We start from the raw sequence: 17652 nt of genomic DNA on the forward strand, positions 1-17652 counted from the left end.
AGCCGCATATCGGACACAGCCCCGCGCCCCTAAAAGCGGGACGCACTGCAGCCTTAGCATCTTGAGAAGTGATGGTGGAGGAAGGTGTCGTGATGGCGCGGGCCAGTGTGTGGCTGGAGGAGAAGGTCGGCAAGGGCGGTCGTAGTGGTCAGCCGTCCGGGCTCGACCGGGCCCGGATCACCTCCGTCACCGTCCGGCTCCTCGATGCCGACGGCCTCGACAAGTTCTCCATGCGGCGGCTGGCGGCCGAGCTCAACGTGACCGCCATGTCCGTGTACTGGTACGTCGACACCAAGGACGACCTGCTCGAACTCGCCCTGGACGCGGCCTTCGGCGAGCTGACCCTGCCCGATGCCGCCGTCGGCGACTGGCGGGAGCAACTGCGGGCGCTCGCCACGGAGTACCGCGCCCTGCTGGTCCGCCACCCCTGGCTCTCCCCGCTGGCCGGCCGCTACCTCAACATCGGCCCCCACTCGCTCGCCTTCTCCCGGGTGGTCCAGCAGGTGGTCCGCCGCGCCGGCCTGCCCGCCCACGGCGTGACCGGCGCGATCTCGGCCGTCTTCCAGTTCGTCTACGGCTACGGCACGATCGAGGGCCACTTCGCCGAGCGCGTGGCGGCGGCCGGCATGACCCAGGACGAGTACTTCAACACCGCGATGAACGCGGTGACCGAGGCCCCGGCGACGGCACAGATCATCGAGGAGTCCAGGGACCTCATGGCGGCGAGGGGCGGCGACACCGTCGCCGAGATGCTGGACAGGGACTTCACGTTCGCGCTGGATCTGCTGATCGCGGGCATCGAGGCGATGGTGGCGAAGGGCACCTAAGCGGGTCCGGCGAAGGGTGCTGCGGCTGCGGGCGCTGCGGTTCGGCAGCGCCCCGTACGGGGCGCTGGGGGAGGAACTGCGCGACCAGCCACGACGGCGCCCACCGCTGGCTCCGCGACACCGTCCGCCGGGCTCTGTGCACACCGGCAGCGGCTGCCGAGATCACCGCGGCGGACGCCGTCGCCCCCGAGTAGCCCGACCTGCGAAGCGAACTGCGCTTACGCGTCCGGCGTAGCCAACCGCGCCGGGAATCCCCCGGTGGCCACCGGCCCCCACTTCTCCGGGGTCACCCGGATGATCGACTTACCCTGCTTCACCATCGCCGCCCGGTACTCGTCCCAGTCCGGGTGCTCTCCGGCGATGTTCCGGTAGTACTCCACCAGCGGCTCCACCGACTCGGGGGAGTCGATCACCTCGGCGCGTCCGTCCACCTGCACCCACGGCCCGTTCCAGTCGTCGCTCAGGACGAGCAGGCTCACCCGCTCGTCCCGCTTGGCGTTCCGGGTCTTGGCCCGTTCGGGGTAGGTGGAGACGACGATGCGTCCGGAGTCGTCGACCCCGCAGGTCAGCGGCGACCCCTGCGGGCTGCCGTCGGCGCGTCGGGTGAGCAGGATCGCGCGGTGGCGGGGTCGTACGAAGTCCAGCAGTTCGTCGAGGGAGACGGCGGTGTTCGTCGCGATGTTCGGTGCCATGGCGTCAGCCTAGGGCCGCGGGGCCCGCTCAGCCTGTCCCTGCCGGGCTCATGTTCACGCCTGCGGCAGCGACTCGCCCTGGACCGCCTGGATCTCCAGCTCGATCTTGAGGGTCGTACCGATGGCGGCGATGCCCGCCTGGACCACCTGGTTGTAGTTCATGGCGAAGTCCTCGCGGTGCAGCTCGGTCGTCGCGCGGAACGCGGCGCGCGTGCCGCCCCACGGGTCGGCGCCGGTGCCGAGGTAGGCGAGGGCGAGGTCGACCGGTCGTACGACACCGTGCAGCGAGAGCTCGCCGTGCACCGTCCAGCGGTCGGAGCCGGCCGCCGTCAGGCCGGTCGAGGTGTAGATGATCTCGGGGTGGCGTTCGACGTCGAGGAAGTCGGCGGAGCGCAGGTGGGTGTCGCGCATGCCGTTGCCGGTGTCGATGGAGGCGGCACGGATGACCGCCTGGACGCGGGACTTGGTGACGTCGTCCGGGGCGATCTCGATCCCCGCGCTGAAGTCCGTGAAACGGCCGCGGACGCTGGAGATGCCCAGGTGCTGGGCGACCGCGCCCACGGTGGAGTGCGCGGGGTCCACCGTCCACGGGCCCGGCGGGGGCAGCTCGGTGCCGCCCTGCCGTGCCAGCGTCACCGTGCCGATCTCGGCGCGGCCGCTCGCGGTGACGATGGCGCTGGAGGCGGCGGGCGCGTAGCCCAGGGCCGTGATGATGACGGTGTACGCCCCCGGCGCGAGGGGGTTCGGGTCGCGCACCGTGCCCTCGTCGTCGGCCTCGGCGCGCAGCACCTGGCTGCCGGTCATGTCGGTCACCGTGACGACCGCGTGCGACACGGCCCATCCGTCCCGGGTGCGGATCCTCGCGGTCAGTCCCATCCCGTTTCTCCCTGCGAACACTCAGACGCTCATATGGTCAGACAGTCAAACGATTACAAATTGGCCTTATGGGACCGGCCCGTGGCGGACGCCTCCTTGTGGGCGCGCCCGCCACGGGCCGGAGTGCGAACTACTCGCCCGGGTGGGAGAGTTCGATGTCGTGGCCGTCGACACCGGCACCGTTGACGTTCAGGGCGGTGGCGACCGGCGGGTAGCCCGTCGCGATCACGGTGTAGTCACCGCCGTCCAGGTCGGCGAAGGCGTACGCGCCGTCCAGGCCGGTGGTGGACGTGCCGACCACGTTGCCCGCCGCGTCCACGAGGGTCACGCGGGCGTCGGCCAGCGGGCCGTGCGGGGCCCGTACGACACCCTGGAGCTGGGCGCCGGCGTCCAGGTCGACCTCGATCCGGGTGACCCCGGTGCTGCCGATCTCGACCGGCAGGGCGCGGGGCCGGTAGCCGGCCGCGTTCACCGCGACCGTGACGACACCCGGCACCAGTTCGCCGAAGCGGAAGTCGCCCTGATCGCCGGTGGCCGCGGTGGCCAGCAGGTCGCCGCGCACGTCGGTGACGATGACCATCGCGTCCTTGACCGGGAGCGCGCTCCCGGCGCCGCGGACGACGCCGCTCAGGCCGCTGGTGCCGCTCAGCAGAATGTCGTAGGGCACCGGCTCCTCGCCCACCACGACCGTGGCGGCCTGCGGCTGGTAGCCGTCGGCGGAGGCGATCAGCACGTACGAGCCCGCACCGGGCGCGTCCAGCCGGTAGGAACCGTCGAAGCCCGCGACCGAGCGGCCCAGCTGGCGGCCGGACAGCGAGATCAGGGTGACCGCGGCCTGCGCGACCGGGGCGCTCTCGGCACCGCGCACGTAGCCGTGCACCGGGGTGGAGCCGGAGCCGGCCGACTGCGCGGGAGCGGCGATGGTGGCCACAGCGGTGAACTGATCGGTGGCTTCCAGCGCGGCGGCGGCCTCCGTGGTGCTGCCCGCGACCGGGGCGGCCCAGCTGGGGACCTGCTGCTCCTCGACGGGAGTCGCGACCGGTGCGGCGACGGCGGCGGGCACGGTCTCCGGGCTTCCCGCGTTCTCGCCCTCGGCGGCCTGGGCGAGCCCGCCCTTGGTCCGCAGCGGGACCTCCTTGATGAACAGGCTGATCAGGAAGGCGAGGGCCGCGAGGCCACCGGCGATCATGAAGACGTCGGCGATGGCGTGGCCGTAGGCGCTCTCGACGAGGGTGCGCAGCGGCTTCGGGTACTTGCTCAGGTCCGGGATGCTGTCGGTGGACGAGCTGGAACCGGCCAGCGCGGCCTGGTACTTGGGGGAGAGGGAGGCGATGCCGTCCGTGATGTAGTGCGTGATCCGGTTGGCCATCACCGCGCCCAGCGCGGAGACGCCGACCGCACCGCCGAGGGACCGGAAGAAGGTGACCGTGGAGCTGGCCGAGCCGAGGTCGGCGGGGGAGACCTGGTTCTGCGTGCACAGCACCAGGTTCTGCATCATCATGCCGATGCCGAGACCCATCAGCGCCATGAAGATCGACATCTTCCAGTACGCCGTGTCGTACCGGATGGTCCCGAGCAGGCCCAGACCGGCCGTCACCAGCACACCACCGCTGACCAGCCACGCCTTCCAGCGGCCGGTGCGGGTGATGAACTGACCCGAGACGGTGGAGGAGACGAACAGACCGCCGATCATCGGGATCGTCAGCACACCGGACATCGTCGGGGACTTGTCGCGGGCCAGCTGGAAGTACTGGCTGAAGAACACCGTGCCGGTGAACATCGCGACACCGACGAACAGGGAGGCCAGGGAGGCCAGGGTGATGGTGCGGTTGCGGAACAGCCGCAGCGGGATGATCGGTTCCTTGGCCTTCGACTCGACCAGGATGAAGATCAGACCGAGGACGATCGAACCGCCGACCATCGCGAACGTCTGCCAGGACATCCAGTCGTACTTGTCACCGGCGAAGGTGACCCAGACCAGCAGCAGCGACACGGCGGCGGCGACGAAGAACGCGCCGGCCCAGTCGACCTTGACGTCCCGCTTCACGACCGGCAGGTGCAGGGTCTTCTGCAGCACGATCAGCGCGATGACGGCGAACGGGACGCCGACGTAGAAGCACCAGCGCCAGCCCAGCCACGAGGTGTCGGTGATGACACCGCCGAGCAGCGGGCCGCCGACGGTGGCGACGGCGAAGGTCGCGCCCAGGTAGCCGGAGTAACGGCCGCGCTCCCGCGGCGAGATCATCGCGGCCATGACGATCTGGGCGAGCGCCGAAAGGCCGCCGACGCCGACGCCCTGGACGACACGGCAGGCGATCAGCATCTCGGGGTTCTGCGACAGACCGGCGATCACGGAGCCCGTGACGTATATGACCAGGGCTATCTGGACGAGCGCCTTCTTGCTGTACAGGTCGGAGAGCTTGCCCCACAGCGGGGTGGTGGCCGTCATGGCCAGCAGCGAGGCGGTGACGACCCAGGTGTAGGCGGACTGGCCGCCGCCGAGGTCGCCGATGATGTGCGGCAGGGCGTTGGTGACGATAGTGGACGACAGGATCGCCACGAACATGCCGAGCAGCAGGCCGGAGATGGCCTCCATGATCTGCCGGTGGGACATCGGGGCCTGCTCGACGGCACTGCTGCCGGAGTCGCCTCCCCCGTGCTTGGCGTGAGCCCGCACACCGGCTGGTGTGGTCGTTGCCATGGGCTTCCTTTTCTTACGTCTTATGCGGGTGTACGGGTGGTCGTCGGTTCGAGTACGGGCGTGGGGGCGCGGGCGGCGGAGGTGACCGTGACCTTGTCCGTGGCCTCGGCCGTGGCCTTCGGGGTGCCCGGGGCGGGCGCCGTGCCGACGGCCGGCCGGGGGTGCGGGGCCGTGGCCCGGCAGTCGCCGAAGCTGTCCCGGAGCCGGGTCATCAGCCGGATCAGCTGGTCGACCTCCTCGTCGCTCCAGTCGCCCAGCCGCTCGGCGAGCAGCTGGGTGCTGCGCCGGGACAGGTCCACGAGGGTCGCCTCGCCCGCGGGGGTGAGGTGCAGGATGCGGGAGCGCTTGTCCGCCGGGTCGGGGGAGCGCTCGATCCAGCCGCGCTCGGCGACGTGCGCCACGTGCCGGCTGGTCACGGACATGTCCACGGCGAGCAGCTCGGCGAGCTTGCTCATGCGCATGGAGCCGTGACGGCCGAGCAGCGTCAGTACCGCGGCCGAGCCGGTCGGGCACTCGGGCGGCAGAATGCGGCCCAGGTCCCGCTTCACGGCTCCGACGGCGCTGAGCTGACGCGCCAGCTCCTCGAACTGCGCCTGCTTCGCCATCCCGCACACCTCCTCACGACCGTATTCGTTGCTTGGGGCAACCATAGAACTGCTTGGTTGCCACAGGCAAATAAGTCGGCGGGGGTGGGCATAAAAACTTGGCAAAGGCAAGTATTGCGAACGTAAACACGCAGGTGGGACGAGGTGGGTGCACAGGAGGCCCCCCACTTGGGCCGGACCCCCGGATTCGCTAGTGTCTCGGGCCATGGCTAACACCCAGGGCCCCCAGGGCAACTACGACCCCGCCGGCAACACCCAGATGTTCCGCGCGTTCGTCGACGAGGCCCCGCAGACTCCTCAGCAGACGTCGACCACCTACTCCTCCTCCGGCCCCCGCCTCGGCCTGATCCTCGGCGTCGTCGCCGTGGTGGTCGTGGTGGCGGCGGTGGCCTGGCTCGCGCTCATGTAGCTCATGCAGCTGAGGTAAGAGGGCTGCCGAGACGGCCGGTACGGCGGTCACACCGGCGGGCCGGCGGTACGACGAAGAGAACCCGGGGTCGCGCGCCCCGGGCTTTCGTCGTGCTCAGCTCCAGTCGACGGTCACGACCCGGGTCTCGACGTGCATGCCGAGCGGCACCCGCCAGTCGTCCACGCAGACCGTCCAGGTCCTGCTGATGCGGGAGCCGGGTGCGACCGGGGCCGGCAGGGGCTCCGTCGACGTGACCGTCGACCAGTCGATGCCCAGCAGGTCGATGATGTGCGTGCCGAGCGTGACCGTGCCGGAACGGACCGCCGTGCCGCCGGAGTTGGCGAAGGTGACGGTCACCTTCTCGCACCAGCGCTGGTCCGTGGCCTCGCGGGTGGGGGTGCTCCAGGCGAGGGCGGCGGGCGAGGGGGAGGCCGAAGAGGCGCCGGGTTGCGGGGAGTTCGGCGTCGCCGGATCGCCTGGCGACGGCTGAGCGCCGTTGCGGCGGGAAGAAGCGCCGGGGGAACTCGTCGTGAGGGACGGCGAGGTGGCCGTGGCGGCTGTGGTGGCCGTGGTGGCGGTCGGGGTCGGCTCGCGCACCGGAACCGTCGGTCTGTCCGCCCCCTTCGCCCCGTCCAGCGGGACCAGCGTCACCGACCCCGTCGGCCGTGCCGACGTTCTCGGTGCGCCGCCCGCCGCACCCACCGCCGTATAGCCGCCGTTGCCGCCGCCCGCGCACGCCGTGAGTGCCGAGGCCAGGCACGCGGCGACCGCCGAGGCCGCCGCGACGGCGCCCCACCGGCCGCCCGGTGCCCCGCGTGGACGCGCGGGGCCGGCCGCCGGTGCCGCGGGGGCGTCGGCCCCGCGGCCACTCGGTGTCCTGCGGATCGGCGTTCTGCGGACCGGTGTTCTGTGGATCTGCGTCCCAGGGATCTGTGTCCGGCGGAGAGGCATCGCGCCAGTGTGGCTGACACTCCGTCAGTAAGGAACCCGTAGGCGCGACTTCAGTCCGAGATCAGGCCCTCGCGGAGCTGGGCCAGGGTGCGGGTCAGCAGGCGGGAGACGTGCATCTGGGAGATGCCGACCTCCTCGCCGATCTGGGACTGGGTCATGTTCGCGAAGAAGCGGAGCATGATGATCCGGCGCTCGCGCGGCGGGAGCTTGGCGAGGAGCGGCTTGAGCGACTCGCGGTACTCGACGCCCTCCAGAGCCGTGTCCTCGTAGCCGAGGCGGTCGGCCAGGGAGCCCTCGCCGCCGTCGTCCTCGGGGGCCGGGGAGTCGAGGGAGGAGGCGGTGTACGCGTTGCCGACGGCGAGGCCGTCGACCACGTCCTCCTCGGAGACGCCCAGGACGGCCGCCAGCTCCGTCACCGTCGGCGAGCGGTCCAGCTTCTGGGAGAGCTCGTCGCTGGCCTTGGTGAGGGCCAGGCGCAGCTCCTGGAGGCGGCGCGGGACGCGGACCGACCAGGAGGTGTCCCGGAAGAACCGCTTGATCTCGCCGACCACGGTCGGCATCGCGAACGTGGGGAACTCCACGCCCCGTTCGCAGTCGAAGCGGTCGATCGCCTTGATCAGGCCGATGGTGCCGACCTGGACGATGTCCTCCATCGGCTCGTTGCGGCTGCGGAAGCGGGCCGCCGCGTAGCGCACGAGGGGGAGGTTGAGTTCGATCAGGGTGTCCCGGACGTAGGCACGCTCGGGGCTGTCCTCTTCGAGTGCGGCAAGGCGCAGGAACAGGGAGCGGGACAGGGTGCGGGTGTCGAGGCTCTCCGAGACCACCGGGAGTTCCGGGGCCGGAGGGGCCTCCAGCGCCGGGGCGCCGTCGATCGCGCCATCGATGCTGTCGAGCACGTCGATGGCGTCGAGCTCCTTGGGCGCTGCCTCGCTTTTCGTGGGCGTGAGCACCTTCGAGCTGCCCTGGTCTGCGGACATGCCACCCCCTTTGGGTCGCGGGACGGTAGCGGCGGCGTTCCCTGCTGGGAACGATGCCTTCACCTGAATACCGGAGCCGGAGCCCCGGCAAACGCGCTTCCCGCAGAATGTCACATGTCGGCAACACGCTGTAGTGACATGTCGACATGCGAGACGCGAATCCGCCCTGGAAGAAGGGGGTCTGACGCTTTTTCGACCCTCAACTGTCGGGAAGTGCGCTGGTGAGCGATTCGCTCGCGATGGTGATGGCTCGATCCTGTTTGCGGTTACGGTCTCACCAAGTCGCCCAAGGTGGATCTCGGACCGGTAACGGGCCCCCGGGACGGGCCTAGGCCTCGATGCGGTTGGCCGAGCGCAGGCGCTGGAAGCTGCGGGCCAGGAGGCGCGAGACGTGCATCTGGGAGACGCCGAGCTCCGCGCTGATCTGGGACTGGGTGAGGTTGCTGTAGTAGCGCAGCAGGAGGATCCGCTGCTCCCGTTCGGGGAGTTGGACGAGCAGGTGGCGGACCAGGTCGCGGTGTTCCACGCCGTCCAGAGCCGGGTCCTCGTAGCCGATGCGGTCGAGGAGGCCCGGCAGCCCGTCGCCCTCCTGCGCGGCCTCCAGGGAGGTCGCGTGGTACGACCGGCCGGCCTCGATGCAGGAGAGCACCTCCTCCTCGCTGATCCGCAGCCGCTCGGCGATCTCGGCGGTGGAGGGGGAGCGGCCGAAGGCGGTGGTCAGGTCCTCGGTCGCGCTGTTGACCTGGACCCACAGCTCGTGCAGCCGGCGCGGTACGTGCACGGTGCGGACGTTGTCCCGGAAGTAGCGCTTGATCTCCCCGACGACGGTCGGCATCGCGAAGGTCGGGAACTGCACGCCCCGGTCCGGGTCGAAGCGGTCGATAGCGTTGATGAGCCCGATGGTGCCGACCTGGACGACGTCCTCCATCGGCTCGTTGCGGGAGCGGAAACGGGCGGCCGCGTAGCGCACGAGCGGGAGGTTCGCCTCGATGAGCGCCGCGCGCACCCGGTTGTGCTCCGGCGTGCCCGGCTTGAGGTCCTTGAGCTGACCGAAGAGCACCTGGGTCAGCGCCCGGGTGTCGGCGCCCCGCCGCTTCTCCGGGGCGGGGGCGGCGGCTTGGGCGGGGGCGGCGGGGGTCTGGGCGGGGGTCTGAGGGAGGGCCTGGGCGGGAGTCTGGGCTGGGGCGGGCGCCTCTTCCTGGGGCGGCGCAGAACTGGCCGACACGGTCAACGCCACCTCTTCATCGGTCAATCATCCGTCAAAAGCGGTCATAGCATCACAAGACATGTGCACTGTGTGCAAGCACCTGGTAACGTCGTGTTGGGTATTAATACCGGCAAGTTGGGGCATGATGTGCAGAAAAGCCCCCCGCCTGACAGGCGAGGGGCTCGGGATCCGGAAGCCGCCGTGCGGCTCAGAACTCGTAGTCGGCGATCACCCATGTGGCGAACTCCCGCCACTGCGCCGCGGCCGCCTGGTGGGCCGGGTGCTCCAGGTACCGCTTGAGCGCGTCCTGGTCCTCGACCGCCGAGTTGATCGCGAAGTCGTGCGCGATGGGGCGGTCGGTGATGTTCCAGCCGCACTCCCAGAAGCGCAGCTCCTCGATCTGGTCGCCCAGTGCGAAGAAGGCCTCGGCGCCCGCGACGGCCCGCGGATCGTCGCGCCCGACGCCCTCGTTGAGCTTGAAGAGGACCAGGTGGCGGATCATGAGTACTCCCGGTGCGTCTACTTCGCCCCGTCGGCCAGCCAGGTGAAGAAGTCACCGACGGCCTTCGCGGCGTCCGATATGCCCTGAAAGACTATCTGGACCCAGTCCGCCGCCTTGGGTGGGTCCGTGATGATCACATAGAGCGCGAAGATCACGAGTACGTAGACGGCGATCTTCTTGGCGTTCACCGCCACCTGGCCTCTCCCCTGTCACTTCCCCCGGGTTCCCCCGGTTGCCGGGCGCGAGTGTAACCCTCCGATCGTTTTGTATGACCAACGGCGCGATGGGTGCCGGATTTTTTTCTCCGAATCTCCGAATCTCCCAAGCAGGAGCCGACCGCGTGAACCGATCGCGGGGGCCGCTCCGATGAAGGGCCGAGGCAACGGAGGCGAACCCGGGTCGACCGGGGGCGAGAGGGAGAACGCGGATGTTGATGACGACGATGGCCTTCGGGCTCGTCACCCTGCTGATCGTGCTCGTCGTGGCGGCACTGCTCGACTGTGTCCGCACGCCGGCGGAGCGGGTCAGGTACGTTCCGAAGTGGCTCTGGCTGCTGTTCCTGCTCCACGCCCCGGTCTTCGGGGCCCTCGTCTGGAACTACGCGGGCAAGCGCCCCGAGCCGCTGGGATAACCGAAGGAAGGGCGGCTCCGATGCGGAGCCGCCCTTCCTTCGACAGCGGTAGCGGAGGGATTTGAACCCTCGGTGACTTGCGCCACACTCGCTTTCGAGGCGAGCTCCTTCGGCCGCTCGGACACGCTACCGAGGGAGACCTTACAGCACGGGGGGCCGTGCTCTGAAATCGGTATTCGGGGGCCGGGGAAGGCCCCGGCGGGTGTGTCGGCGGGTGCCTCGGCGGGTGTGTCAGCGGGTGCGGAAGAAGTCCGTGAGGAGGCGGGCGGATTCGTCCGCCAGGACGCCCTCGACGACCTCGGGGCGGTGGTTCAGGCGCCGGTCGCGGACGACGTCCCAGAGGGATCCCGCGGCGCCGGCCTTCTCGTCGCGGGCGCCGTAGACGACCCGGTCCACCCGGGACTGGACCAGGGCGCCGGCGCACATCGTGCAGGGTTCCAGCGTGACGACCAGGGTGCAGCCGGTGAGCCGCCACTCCCCCAGCGCCGCGGCGGCCCGGCGCAGGGCGAGGACCTCGGCGTGCGCGGTGGGGTCGCCGGTGGCCTCGCGTTCGTTGTGCCCGGCCGCGAGGACCGTCGTACCGTCCGGGGACAGCACGACGGCGCCGACGGGGACGTCTCCGCCCCGTACGGCCCGGCCGGCCTCGTCCAGGGCGAGCCGCATCGCGGCCCGCCAGCGGTCACGTACCGGGTCGGGGGACCCGGGGGCCTCGTGGAGGGTCAGCGGACGGTCTCCAGGACGTCGGAGGCGCCCAGGGCCTCGGCGATCTCGCCGAGCGCGTCCTCGTCCAGGGTCAGCAGCTCCTTCGCGCTCACGCCCAGGTCGTCCAGGATCGCGGCGTCGCCGACCGGGCCGGCCGGCACGGCGGAACCGTCCGCGTCGTCGTCCTCCTCGGCGTCCGGCTCACCGTCCTCGGTGCCGTCGAGGTCGAGGGCGTCCAGGTCGTCGTCTTCGTCCTTGGGCTCCCTTCCGAGCAGTTCGTCGGTGAGCAGGAGCTCGCCGTACGAGCTGCGGGCGGCGGCGGCTGCGTTGGAGACGAAGACCCGGGGGTCCTCCTCCCCGTCGACGCGCACGACGCCGAACCACGCGTCTTCCTGCTCGATGAAGACGAGCACCGTGTCGTCGGCCTCGGAGGCCGATTCCCGGGCCAGGTCGGCCAGGTCCGACAGGGTCTCCACATCGTCGAGCTCTGTGTCGCTCGCTTCCCACCCGTCTTCGGTGCGCGCGAGCAGTGCGGCGAAGTACACCGTGACTCTCCCACTGGTCTTAGGCGTGCCGGTTGGGGGTCCCCCCGGCGGAGGTTCTGGGCGGGGAGAGCTGTGCTCCGAGCCCCGCCCACTCGGAATCGTGGCAGAAACAAGGCCTTCAGGGGACGTCTTCGGCTCCCTGTGTCTGGCAGTTTTGATCGCACGTATGCAAAGAGCCATCCATGCGTCCGTCAACGCAGTCACCAGCGCACTCGTTGCCGCCACCTGCGGATCGTACGCGGGTTTTCCCGTGGCCCACGCACGGCCTTCCCCATGACGGACCGCAACGCGCCACAAGGAGTGGATCTTTGCCGAAGGATCGGCTTTACGACTCTTGCCGAGTCTTGCCAACTCTTGGCGAGTCCTGCGGACTCCTGCCGGTCTTGTGGGCTCCTGCCGGTCTTGTGGCCTACCGATTCCTACCAGCGGAACGTCCGCATGCGCAGCGCGTGCCGCAGCCGGGCCGCCTTGGCACGGCGGGGCTGGACCCGGTCGCGCAGCGCCCGCGCCTCGGCGAGCTCGCGCAGGAACCGGGCCCGGCGGCGCCGCCGCTCGGCCTCCGTCTCACCCTCGGGCGCGCCGTACGCACGGTCCGGCCGTTCGGGCGGCTCACGAAGCTCGGGCACGGTCGCATCACCCCCAGTCCGACACCTCCACTTTCCCCCGGATGGGGGGTTTGATGCCAGGCTGGGGAGGCGCCGGCCTGCGCGAGGTGTGCGGGGGCGCGGTTACTGTTGTGGACATGCGTCTCCACGTCGTCGACCACCCCCTGGTCGCCCACAAGCTCACCACGCTGCGCGACCAGCGCACCGACTCCGCGACGTTCCGGCGGCTCGCCGACGAACTGGTCACCCTGCTCGCCTACGAGGCGACGCGGGACGTGCGGACCGAGGCCGTCGACATCCAGACCCCGGTGTCCGCCACGACCGGCGTCAAGCTCGCCCGTCCGCGCCCGCTGGTGGTGCCGATCCTGCGGGCCGGGCTCGGCATGCTGGACGGCATGGTCCGGCTGCTGCCGACCGCCGAGGTGGGCTTCCTGGGCATGATCCGCAACGAGGAGACGCTGCAGGCGTCCACGTACGCCTCGCGGATGCCGGAGGACCTCTCCGGGCGCCAGGTGTACGTCCTGGACCCGATGCTGGCCACGGGCGGCACGCTGGTCGCGGCGATCCGCGAGCTCATCAGGCGCGGCGCGGACGACGTCATGGCGGTCGTCCTGCTGGCCGCGCCCGAGGGCGTCGAGCTCATGGAGCGGGAGCTGGCGGGGACTCCGGTCACGGTCGTGACGGCGGCGGTGGACGACCACCTCAACGAGCACGGGTACATCGTGCCGGGGCTGGGGGACGCGGGGGACCGGCTGTACGGGGCGGCCGAGTAGCCGACGGTTCGTCCCTGTGGGGCGTTCGCCCGGGCGCCGTAGGGGTGCGGGTGCGTCGGCGGCTGCGGGTTCGCCGTGGCTGGTCGCGCAGTTCCCCGCGCCCCTTTGGGGCGCCGTGGCGGTGTGGGTGCGTCGGCGGCTGCGGGTTCGTCGTGGCTGGTCGCGCTGTTCCCCGCGCCCCTTTGGGACGCCGTGGAGTCTCGTGTCTTTGACCGCCGCCAGGGTGATCAGCCACGACGGCGGAGTTCGGCGGTGACCTGCTCTCAGCAGGTCTTCTTCGACGTCGATGCCGTTGGCCTGGGGGCGGACAGGGCCGTGATGGCCTTTGCGGCCGTTGCCTGAGGGGTCAGGGTCTTGAAGGCGTTGCCGATGATCAGGTCCACGGCGGTGCCCTTGCGGCCTGCCTCCGTGCGCTGGTCGGCCGCCGTCACCTGGGTGGCGAGGACCGGGAGCGAGGTCTTCAGGGCCGTGGCCGGGCCGAGCAGTATCGCCGTGCCCTTGACCTTCTGGTCGAACTTCGCCGGCGCGTTGCCGACGTCGCCGATCTTGAAGCCGCGCTTCTTCAGTTCGTCCGCGGTGTCCTTGGCCAGGCCCGTGCGGGTCGTGGCGTTGTAGACGTTCACCGTGATCTGGGCCGGCTTCGGGAACACCGCGGCCGTCGTACCGGCGGACGCGCCGGCCGCGGGGCTCGCGCTGGCGGCGGCCTGCTTGACGCAGTCTCCCGCCGCGCCGGCCGCCGAGGCCGTCCCGCCGTCGCCCGTGAAGACGTCGATGAGCTGCAGGGTGCCCCAGCCGACCAGGCCGAGCGCGGTGACGGAGGCGACCACGGAGAGGACGAGCCGGGCACGCCGCCGGCGCGGGCGCATGCGAGGGTATTTGTCCCCTGTGATCCGGTACTGGCCGCCCATGCCGGGGGGAGTCAGCATGCTCATGAGCGCAGCGTAGTGCGCCACGGGGGCGTTGACTAATAGATGATCATCTGACGGTCCACGGTCCAACCCGAAAGGGCCAACCGGCGGCAAATGCCCGATGGCCTACGGGTGTCAGTCGAGTTCGAGCACGCGCGCGTGCAGCACCTGACGCTGCTGCAGGGCGGCGCGGACCGCGCGGTGCAGCCCGTCCTCCAGGTACAGGTCGCCCTGCCACTTCACGACGTGCGCGAAGAGGTCGCCGTAGAACGTCGAGTCCTCGGCGAGGAGGGTCTCCAGGTCGAGCTGCCCCTTGGTCGTCACGAGCTGATCGAGGCGGACCGGGCGCGGTGCGACGTCCGCCCACTGCCGGGTGCTCTCCCGGCCGTGGTCGGGGTACGGTCGGCCGTTTCCGATGCGCTTGAAGATCACACGGAAAGCCTACCGGTCCAGACGTTCCGGGCGCAGCCATGGCGACCGAGTGCGACGCTGGAAAAGACACCGTAAAGGTCATCAAGTGGGCTAAACGGGAACAGGGGGTCCGATGATGAGTGCCGGTGACGCCGACGAAGCGGGCGCCAAGGACCCCGCGGGCGCCGCCGATCCCGTGGTCGCCGAGATCGCCGCCGGGTACGCCTTCGCCGGTCAGGCGCTGGATCTCGGCGCTGTTCTCCGGGACGGCCGGTGCTTTCCCGGCGCGCAGGTCCGCATCCCGCTCCCCATGCTCAACCGCCACGGCCTGGTCGCCGGCGCCACCGGCACCGGCAAGACCAAGACGCTCCAGCTGATCGCCGAGCAGCTCTCGGCGCACGGCGTCCCGGTGTTCCTGGCGGACGTCAAGGGCGACCTGTCCGGTGTCGCCAGGCCCGGGCAGGCGAACGACAGGGTCGAGGGCAGGGCGGCCGAGGTCGGCCAGCAGTGGACGGCGACCGGCTTCCCCGCCGAGTTCCTCGCGCTCGGCGGCCTCGGCCACGGCATCCCCGTCCGCGCGACGGTCACCAGCTTCGGCCCGCTGCTGCTCGCCAAGGTGCTCCAGCTCAACCGGACCCAGGAACAGTCCCTCGGCCTGATCTTCCACTACGCCGACACCAAGGGCCTGGAGCTGATCGACCTCAAGGACCTCAGGGCGGTGGTCGCCTTCCTCACCTCCGCGGAGGGCAAGGCGGAGCTGAGGGACATCGGAGGCCTTTCGACGGCCACGGCCGGGGTGATCCTGCGCTCGCTCACCGCATTCGAGGCCCAGGGCATGGCGGACTTCTTCGGCGAGCCGGAGTTCGACACGGCCGACCTCCTGCGCACGGCACCGGACGGCCGCGGCATCGTCTCGGTGCTCGAACTCCCCACCGTCCAGGACAAGCCCCTCCTCTTCTCCACCTTCCTGATGTGGCTGCTCGCCGACCTCTTCCACGACCTCCCCGAGATCGGCGACGCCGACCGGCCCAGGCTGGTCTTCTTCTTCGACGAGGCGCACCTGCTGTTCGACGACGCCTCGAAGGCCTTCCTGGACTCGATCACGCAGACCGTGCGCCTCATTCGCTCGAAAGGGGTCGGCGTCTTCTTCGTCACGCAGACCCCGAAGGACGTACCGTCCGACGTCCTCGGCCAGCTCGGCAACCGCGTCCAGCACGCGCTCAGGGCCTTCACGCCGGAGGACCAGAAGGCGCTGCGCGCTACCGTGCAGACCTTCCCGAAGTCGTCGTACGACCTGGAGGAACTGCTCACCGTGCTCGGCACCGGCGAGGCCGTGGTGACCGTGCTCGGCGAGACGGGCGCCCCGACGCCGGTCGCGGCGACCCGGCTGCGGGCTCCCGAGTCGCTGATGGGGCCGGTGGACGCGGCGGAGCTGGACGCGGCGGTGCGCGGGTCCGCGCTGCACGGACGTTATGCACAGGCTGTGGACCGGGAGTCGGCGTACGAGAAGCTGCAGCGGACGCCGGCCGAGCCGCAGGCCCCCGAAGTCCGCAGAGAAGAACCGTCGCTGGTCGAACAGGTGGTCGGCAGCGGGATGTTCAGGTCCCTCGCCCGGTCGGTGGGTACGCAACTCGGCCGTGAGATCACCCGGTCGCTGTTCGGCACGGCCCGCCGACGCAGGTGAGCCGGGCGCCCGCACGGGGCACCCGGCTCAGCTCCGCGGGATCAGCCGCGCTTCTGCTCCTGCGGCCGCGGCTGTGGCGGTTCGGCCGTCTTCGTCTCCGGCTTCGGTGTGCTGCGAACGGCTTCCGCGCGCAGCAGGGCGCGCAGGACCGCGTACGGGTCTGAGGACATGACTGTGTTCCTTGCGTAGAGCTGACTGAGCTGGACTGACCTGGGGGAGTGCGGGACAGGCCGGTCGGTCAGCAGCGCAGGACCACGGTGCGCAGGAGGGGCGTGGCGTACGGCGGACACGGTGCCGTCGGGCGGGGACGGTGGCGGTCCGACGGGCCGGCGGGAGCCGGGTCGGGGAGCGGCGCGGGGCGCTGGGGTACGTCGGCGCGGTGGACGGTGCGGGCGGGTGGCCGTAGCGGGATGTCGAGGACGTCGTGCTCGACGGTCTCCGCCGAGACGGCCGGGGCGGCCGCGGCGAGCGCCTCGGCCGCCGTCGGGACGCCGGCCAGCAGCAGGACGAGCAGCAGCACGAGCGCCCGCGGCCAGGCGGGGCCTGACCGCGGGCGACGTCCGGTCGAGGGACCGCTGCTCATGCCGGTCATCTCCCCACGGAGTGGGCGCTGTTCATCGTGCGGGGCGCGAGATCCGCTCGCTCGGCGTACCTGCGGGGCGCGAGGTTGACGAAGCGGACGGGGACGGGGTGATGCCGACGGGGCCTGCGCCCACCGAGCAGCCCGCGCTGCTCGCGTAGCCCGCGCCGCTTACGAAGCCTGCGCTGCTCGCGAAGCCCGCGCCGCTCGCGAGGCCTGCTCCGCTTACGAAGCCCGCCCCCATGAGGCCCGCGCACGCGAGGCCCGCGTCCACGAGGCTCGCGCTGACGAGGCCGGCGTTCACAGGGCCTGCGGAATCTGCTTGGCGCGGCCGCGGATGCCGAACGCCGTGACGATCTCGACGATGCCGACGACCACCAGCCAGATACCGGCGACGAGGGTGAGCACCGCGACCGACCTGAACGGCGAGACGATCAGCACGATGCCTGCGATGAACGTGACGATCCCGAGGAAGATCTGCCAGCCCCGCGCGGGCATCCGGGAGTCGGAGACGGCGGCCATGGTCTGGGTGATCCCGCGGATCAGCCAGCCGATGCCGATCCACAGGGCGAGCAGCAGGATCGACTCCAGGGGGCCGCGGAAGCAGAAGAGGCCCAGCATGATCATCAGTGCGCCGCTGATGAAGGCCAGCACGCGCAGCGAGGTCGCCCGGTGCGTGCCGAACGCGGCGACCAGTTGGAAGACGCCGGCGATCAGCAGGTAGATGCCGAAGAGCACGCCGGCGGCGAGCAGCGAGGCGCCGGGCCAGACGAGGACCAGGACGCCGAGGATCAGGGAGGCGATCCCGGTGAGCAGGACGATCTGCCAGGCGGCCTGGGAGAGGGCGTGCAGCGGTCCCTCGAAGGGCGGTTCGGGCTCGTGCCGAGCGGTGCCGGTGGCGTGCGCCTTCCGGTCGTCGTCGGCGGGGCCGGTGCTGGGGGGCTCGGTCATGGTTCCAGCTGAGACCGAGGGAGGCGGACGTGCCAGCAGGGAGGGGCTGATCGGATGACGCCCCGAGAACCACGGCCGCCCTGCCCGTCACGTGCCCCTGCGTGCCCCTACGCGT

The 17652-nt window shown here is 70.8% G+C and carries 23 protein-coding genes and 1 tRNA gene; 6 read left to right on the forward strand and 18 right to left on the reverse strand.

What is annotated here, in order from left to right; genetic code table 11:
• Positions 1 to 92 precede the first annotated feature (92 nt).
• The gene (locus ABT137_RS11900; RefSeq protein WP_351706335.1) at positions 93 to 827 is read left to right on the forward strand and encodes a TetR/AcrR family transcriptional regulator; all 735 of its coding nucleotides are present in this window, start codon (positions 93 to 95) and stop codon (positions 825 to 827) included.
• A gap of 218 nt (positions 828 to 1045) precedes the next feature.
• On the opposite strand, the gene ABT137_RS11905 is transcribed toward ABT137_RS11900, so the two are convergent.
• The 4 genes from ABT137_RS11905 to ABT137_RS11920 form a co-directional block, all read right to left on the reverse strand.
• Entirely contained in the window at positions 1046 to 1519 is a 474-nt protein-coding gene (locus ABT137_RS11905; protein WP_351706338.1) for a PPOX class F420-dependent oxidoreductase, read from the reverse strand.
• A gap of 54 nt (positions 1520 to 1573) precedes the next feature.
• On the reverse strand, positions 1574 to 2395 hold the full coding sequence (locus tag ABT137_RS11910) for a YceI family protein (protein WP_351706341.1): 822 nt from the start codon (positions 2393 to 2395) through the stop codon (positions 1574 to 1576).
• Between the two features lie 130 nt (positions 2396 to 2525).
• Complete coding sequence (locus ABT137_RS11915; protein WP_502984505.1) at positions 2526 to 5009, reverse strand: MFS transporter; 2484 nt, start codon at positions 5007 to 5009, stop codon at positions 2526 to 2528.
• A gap of 107 nt (positions 5010 to 5116) precedes the next feature.
• On the reverse strand, positions 5117 to 5701 hold the full coding sequence (locus tag ABT137_RS11920) for a MarR family winged helix-turn-helix transcriptional regulator (protein WP_351706347.1): 585 nt from the start codon (positions 5699 to 5701) through the stop codon (positions 5117 to 5119).
• A 205-nt stretch (positions 5702 to 5906) separates the two neighbouring features.
• Between ABT137_RS11920 and ABT137_RS11925 the strand changes: the two genes are divergently transcribed.
• Positions 5907 to 6110 carry a hypothetical protein gene (locus ABT137_RS11925; RefSeq protein WP_351706350.1) on the forward strand — a complete coding sequence of 68 codons (204 nt, stop codon included), beginning with the start codon at positions 5907 to 5909 and terminating at the stop codon, positions 6108 to 6110.
• Between the two features lie 114 nt (positions 6111 to 6224).
• Here ABT137_RS11925 and ABT137_RS11930 read toward each other — a convergent pair whose 3' ends face one another.
• Positions 6225 to 6467 carry a hypothetical protein gene (locus ABT137_RS11930; protein WP_351706353.1) on the reverse strand — a complete coding sequence of 81 codons (243 nt, stop codon included), beginning with the start codon at positions 6465 to 6467 and terminating at the stop codon, positions 6225 to 6227.
• A 172-nt stretch (positions 6468 to 6639) separates the two neighbouring features.
• Here ABT137_RS11930 and ABT137_RS11935 point away from each other — a divergent pair, with 172 nt between their 5' ends.
• Positions 6640 to 6822, forward strand: coding sequence for a hypothetical protein (locus tag ABT137_RS11935; RefSeq protein ID WP_351706355.1), 183 nt, complete (start codon positions 6640 to 6642; stop codon positions 6820 to 6822).
• Positions 6823 to 7111: 289 nt separating this feature from the next.
• Here ABT137_RS11935 and ABT137_RS11940 read toward each other — a convergent pair whose 3' ends face one another.
• The 4 genes from ABT137_RS11940 to ABT137_RS11955 all read right to left on the reverse strand — a co-directional run bounded on the left by ABT137_RS11940 (position 7112) and on the right by ABT137_RS11955 (position 9941).
• Entirely contained in the window at positions 7112 to 8038 is a 927-nt protein-coding gene (locus tag ABT137_RS11940; RefSeq protein WP_351706358.1) for an RNA polymerase sigma factor SigF, read from the reverse strand.
• 328 nt (positions 8039 to 8366) lie between these two features.
• A complete protein-coding gene (locus tag ABT137_RS11945) occupies positions 8367 to 9269 on the reverse strand; it encodes an RNA polymerase sigma factor SigF (protein WP_351706656.1) in 903 nt (300 codons plus the stop codon).
• Between the two features lie 184 nt (positions 9270 to 9453).
• Entirely contained in the window at positions 9454 to 9747 is a 294-nt protein-coding gene (locus ABT137_RS11950; protein ID WP_351706361.1) for a Dabb family protein, read from the reverse strand.
• A gap of 17 nt (positions 9748 to 9764) precedes the next feature.
• Positions 9765 to 9941 carry a hypothetical protein gene (locus tag ABT137_RS11955; RefSeq protein WP_351706364.1) on the reverse strand — a complete coding sequence of 59 codons (177 nt, stop codon included), beginning with the start codon at positions 9939 to 9941 and terminating at the stop codon, positions 9765 to 9767.
• A 233-nt stretch (positions 9942 to 10174) separates the two neighbouring features.
• Between ABT137_RS11955 and ABT137_RS11960 the strand changes: the two genes are divergently transcribed.
• On the forward strand, positions 10175 to 10378 hold the full coding sequence (locus ABT137_RS11960) for a PLDc N-terminal domain-containing protein (protein WP_351706367.1): 204 nt from the start codon (positions 10175 to 10177) through the stop codon (positions 10376 to 10378).
• A gap of 46 nt (positions 10379 to 10424) precedes the next feature.
• Here ABT137_RS11960 and ABT137_RS11965 read toward each other — a convergent pair.
• The 4 genes from ABT137_RS11965 to ABT137_RS11980 all read right to left on the reverse strand — a co-directional run bounded on the left by ABT137_RS11965 (position 10425) and on the right by ABT137_RS11980 (position 12251).
• Positions 10425 to 10509, reverse strand: a tRNA-Ser gene (locus ABT137_RS11965).
• A gap of 100 nt (positions 10510 to 10609) precedes the next feature.
• The gene (tadA, locus tag ABT137_RS11970; RefSeq protein ID WP_294006499.1) at positions 10610 to 11041 is read right to left on the reverse strand and encodes a tRNA adenosine(34) deaminase TadA; all 432 of its coding nucleotides are present in this window, start codon (positions 11039 to 11041) and stop codon (positions 10610 to 10612) included.
• Positions 11042 to 11097: 56 nt separating this feature from the next.
• Positions 11098 to 11625 carry a tRNA adenosine deaminase-associated protein gene (locus tag ABT137_RS11975; RefSeq protein WP_351706370.1) on the reverse strand — a complete coding sequence of 176 codons (528 nt, stop codon included), beginning with the start codon at positions 11623 to 11625 and terminating at the stop codon, positions 11098 to 11100.
• A gap of 419 nt (positions 11626 to 12044) precedes the next feature.
• Positions 12045 to 12251 carry a hypothetical protein gene (locus ABT137_RS11980; protein WP_351706373.1) on the reverse strand — a complete coding sequence of 69 codons (207 nt, stop codon included), beginning with the start codon at positions 12249 to 12251 and terminating at the stop codon, positions 12045 to 12047.
• Positions 12252 to 12367: 116 nt separating this feature from the next.
• On the opposite strand from ABT137_RS11980, the gene upp reads away from it, so the two are divergent.
• A complete protein-coding gene (gene upp / locus ABT137_RS11985) occupies positions 12368 to 13003 on the forward strand; it encodes a uracil phosphoribosyltransferase (protein ID WP_351706376.1) in 636 nt (211 codons plus the stop codon).
• 263 nt (positions 13004 to 13266) lie between these two features.
• On the opposite strand, the gene ABT137_RS11990 is transcribed toward upp, so the two are convergent.
• On the reverse strand, positions 13267 to 13935 hold the full coding sequence (locus tag ABT137_RS11990) for a LytR C-terminal domain-containing protein (protein WP_351706379.1): 669 nt from the start codon (positions 13933 to 13935) through the stop codon (positions 13267 to 13269).
• A 111-nt stretch (positions 13936 to 14046) separates the two neighbouring features.
• Positions 14047 to 14343: a type II toxin-antitoxin system VapB family antitoxin gene (locus ABT137_RS11995; protein WP_003999914.1), complete on the reverse strand. Its 297-nt coding sequence runs from the start codon at positions 14341 to 14343 to the stop codon at positions 14047 to 14049.
• A gap of 115 nt (positions 14344 to 14458) precedes the next feature.
• Here ABT137_RS11995 and ABT137_RS12000 point away from each other — a divergent pair, with 115 nt between their 5' ends.
• Positions 14459 to 16006: a helicase HerA-like domain-containing protein gene (locus tag ABT137_RS12000; protein ID WP_351706382.1), complete on the forward strand. Its 1548-nt coding sequence runs from the start codon at positions 14459 to 14461 to the stop codon at positions 16004 to 16006.
• Positions 16007 to 16047: 41 nt separating this feature from the next.
• Here ABT137_RS12000 and ABT137_RS12005 read toward each other — a convergent pair whose 3' ends face one another.
• The 3 genes from ABT137_RS12005 to ABT137_RS12015 form a co-directional block, all read right to left on the reverse strand.
• On the reverse strand, positions 16048 to 16176 hold the full coding sequence (locus ABT137_RS12005; RefSeq protein ID WP_351706385.1) for a hypothetical protein: 129 nt from the start codon (positions 16174 to 16176) through the stop codon (positions 16048 to 16050).
• Positions 16177 to 16244: 68 nt separating this feature from the next.
• A complete protein-coding gene (locus ABT137_RS12010) occupies positions 16245 to 16589 on the reverse strand; it encodes a hypothetical protein (protein ID WP_351706388.1) in 345 nt (114 codons plus the stop codon).
• Positions 16590 to 16886: 297 nt separating this feature from the next.
• Positions 16887 to 17537, reverse strand: a complete 651-nt coding sequence (locus ABT137_RS12015) for an HdeD family acid-resistance protein (RefSeq protein WP_351706390.1) — start codon at positions 17535 to 17537, stop codon at positions 16887 to 16889.
• Positions 17538 to 17652: the final 115 nt, after the last annotated feature.

Source organism: Streptomyces sp. NPDC001980, from assembly GCF_040296885.1.
GTDB lineage: Bacteria > Actinomycetota > Actinomycetes > Streptomycetales > Streptomycetaceae > Streptomyces.

Bases quoted from the DNA above. Each gene is read 5' to 3' on its own strand.
- ABT137_RS12005 (WP_351706385.1), bottom strand. From the start codon at position 16,176: ATGTCCTCAGACCCGTACGCGGTCCTGCGCGCCCTGCTGCGCGCGGAA.
- ABT137_RS12015 (WP_351706390.1), bottom strand. From the start codon at position 17,537: ATGACCGAGCCCCCCAGCACCGGCCCCGCCGACGACGACCGGAAGGCG.
- ABT137_RS11990 (WP_351706379.1), bottom strand. From the start codon at position 13,935: ATGAGCATGCTGACTCCCCCCGGCATGGGCGGCCAGTACCGGATCACA.
- ABT137_RS11960 (WP_351706367.1), top strand. From the start codon at position 10,175: ATGTTGATGACGACGATGGCCTTCGGGCTCGTCACCCTGCTGATCGTG.
- ABT137_RS11915 (WP_502984505.1), bottom strand. From the start codon at position 5,009: ATGTCCCACCGGCAGATCATGGAGGCCATCTCCGGCCTGCTGCTCGGC.
- ABT137_RS11920 (WP_351706347.1), bottom strand. From the start codon at position 5,701: ATGGCGAAGCAGGCGCAGTTCGAGGAGCTGGCGCGTCAGCTCAGCGCC.
- ABT137_RS11910 (WP_351706341.1), bottom strand. From the start codon at position 2,395: ATGGGACTGACCGCGAGGATCCGCACCCGGGACGGATGGGCCGTGTCG.
- ABT137_RS11905 (WP_351706338.1), bottom strand. From the start codon at position 1,519: ATGGCACCGAACATCGCGACGAACACCGCCGTCTCCCTCGACGAACTG.
- ABT137_RS11900 (WP_351706335.1), top strand. From the start codon at position 93: ATGGCGCGGGCCAGTGTGTGGCTGGAGGAGAAGGTCGGCAAGGGCGGT.
- ABT137_RS11940 (WP_351706358.1), bottom strand. From the start codon at position 8,038: ATGTCCGCAGACCAGGGCAGCTCGAAGGTGCTCACGCCCACGAAAAGC.
- ABT137_RS11950 (WP_351706361.1), bottom strand. From the start codon at position 9,747: ATGATCCGCCACCTGGTCCTCTTCAAGCTCAACGAGGGCGTCGGGCGC.
- ABT137_RS12000 (WP_351706382.1), top strand. From the start codon at position 14,459: ATGAGTGCCGGTGACGCCGACGAAGCGGGCGCCAAGGACCCCGCGGGC.
- tadA (WP_294006499.1), bottom strand. From the start codon at position 11,041: ATGCGGCTCGCCCTGGACGAGGCCGGCCGGGCCGTACGGGGCGGAGAC.
- upp (WP_351706376.1), top strand. From the start codon at position 12,368: ATGCGTCTCCACGTCGTCGACCACCCCCTGGTCGCCCACAAGCTCACC.
- ABT137_RS12010 (WP_351706388.1), bottom strand. From the start codon at position 16,589: ATGAGCAGCGGTCCCTCGACCGGACGTCGCCCGCGGTCAGGCCCCGCC.
- ABT137_RS11925 (WP_351706350.1), top strand. From the start codon at position 5,907: ATGGCTAACACCCAGGGCCCCCAGGGCAACTACGACCCCGCCGGCAAC.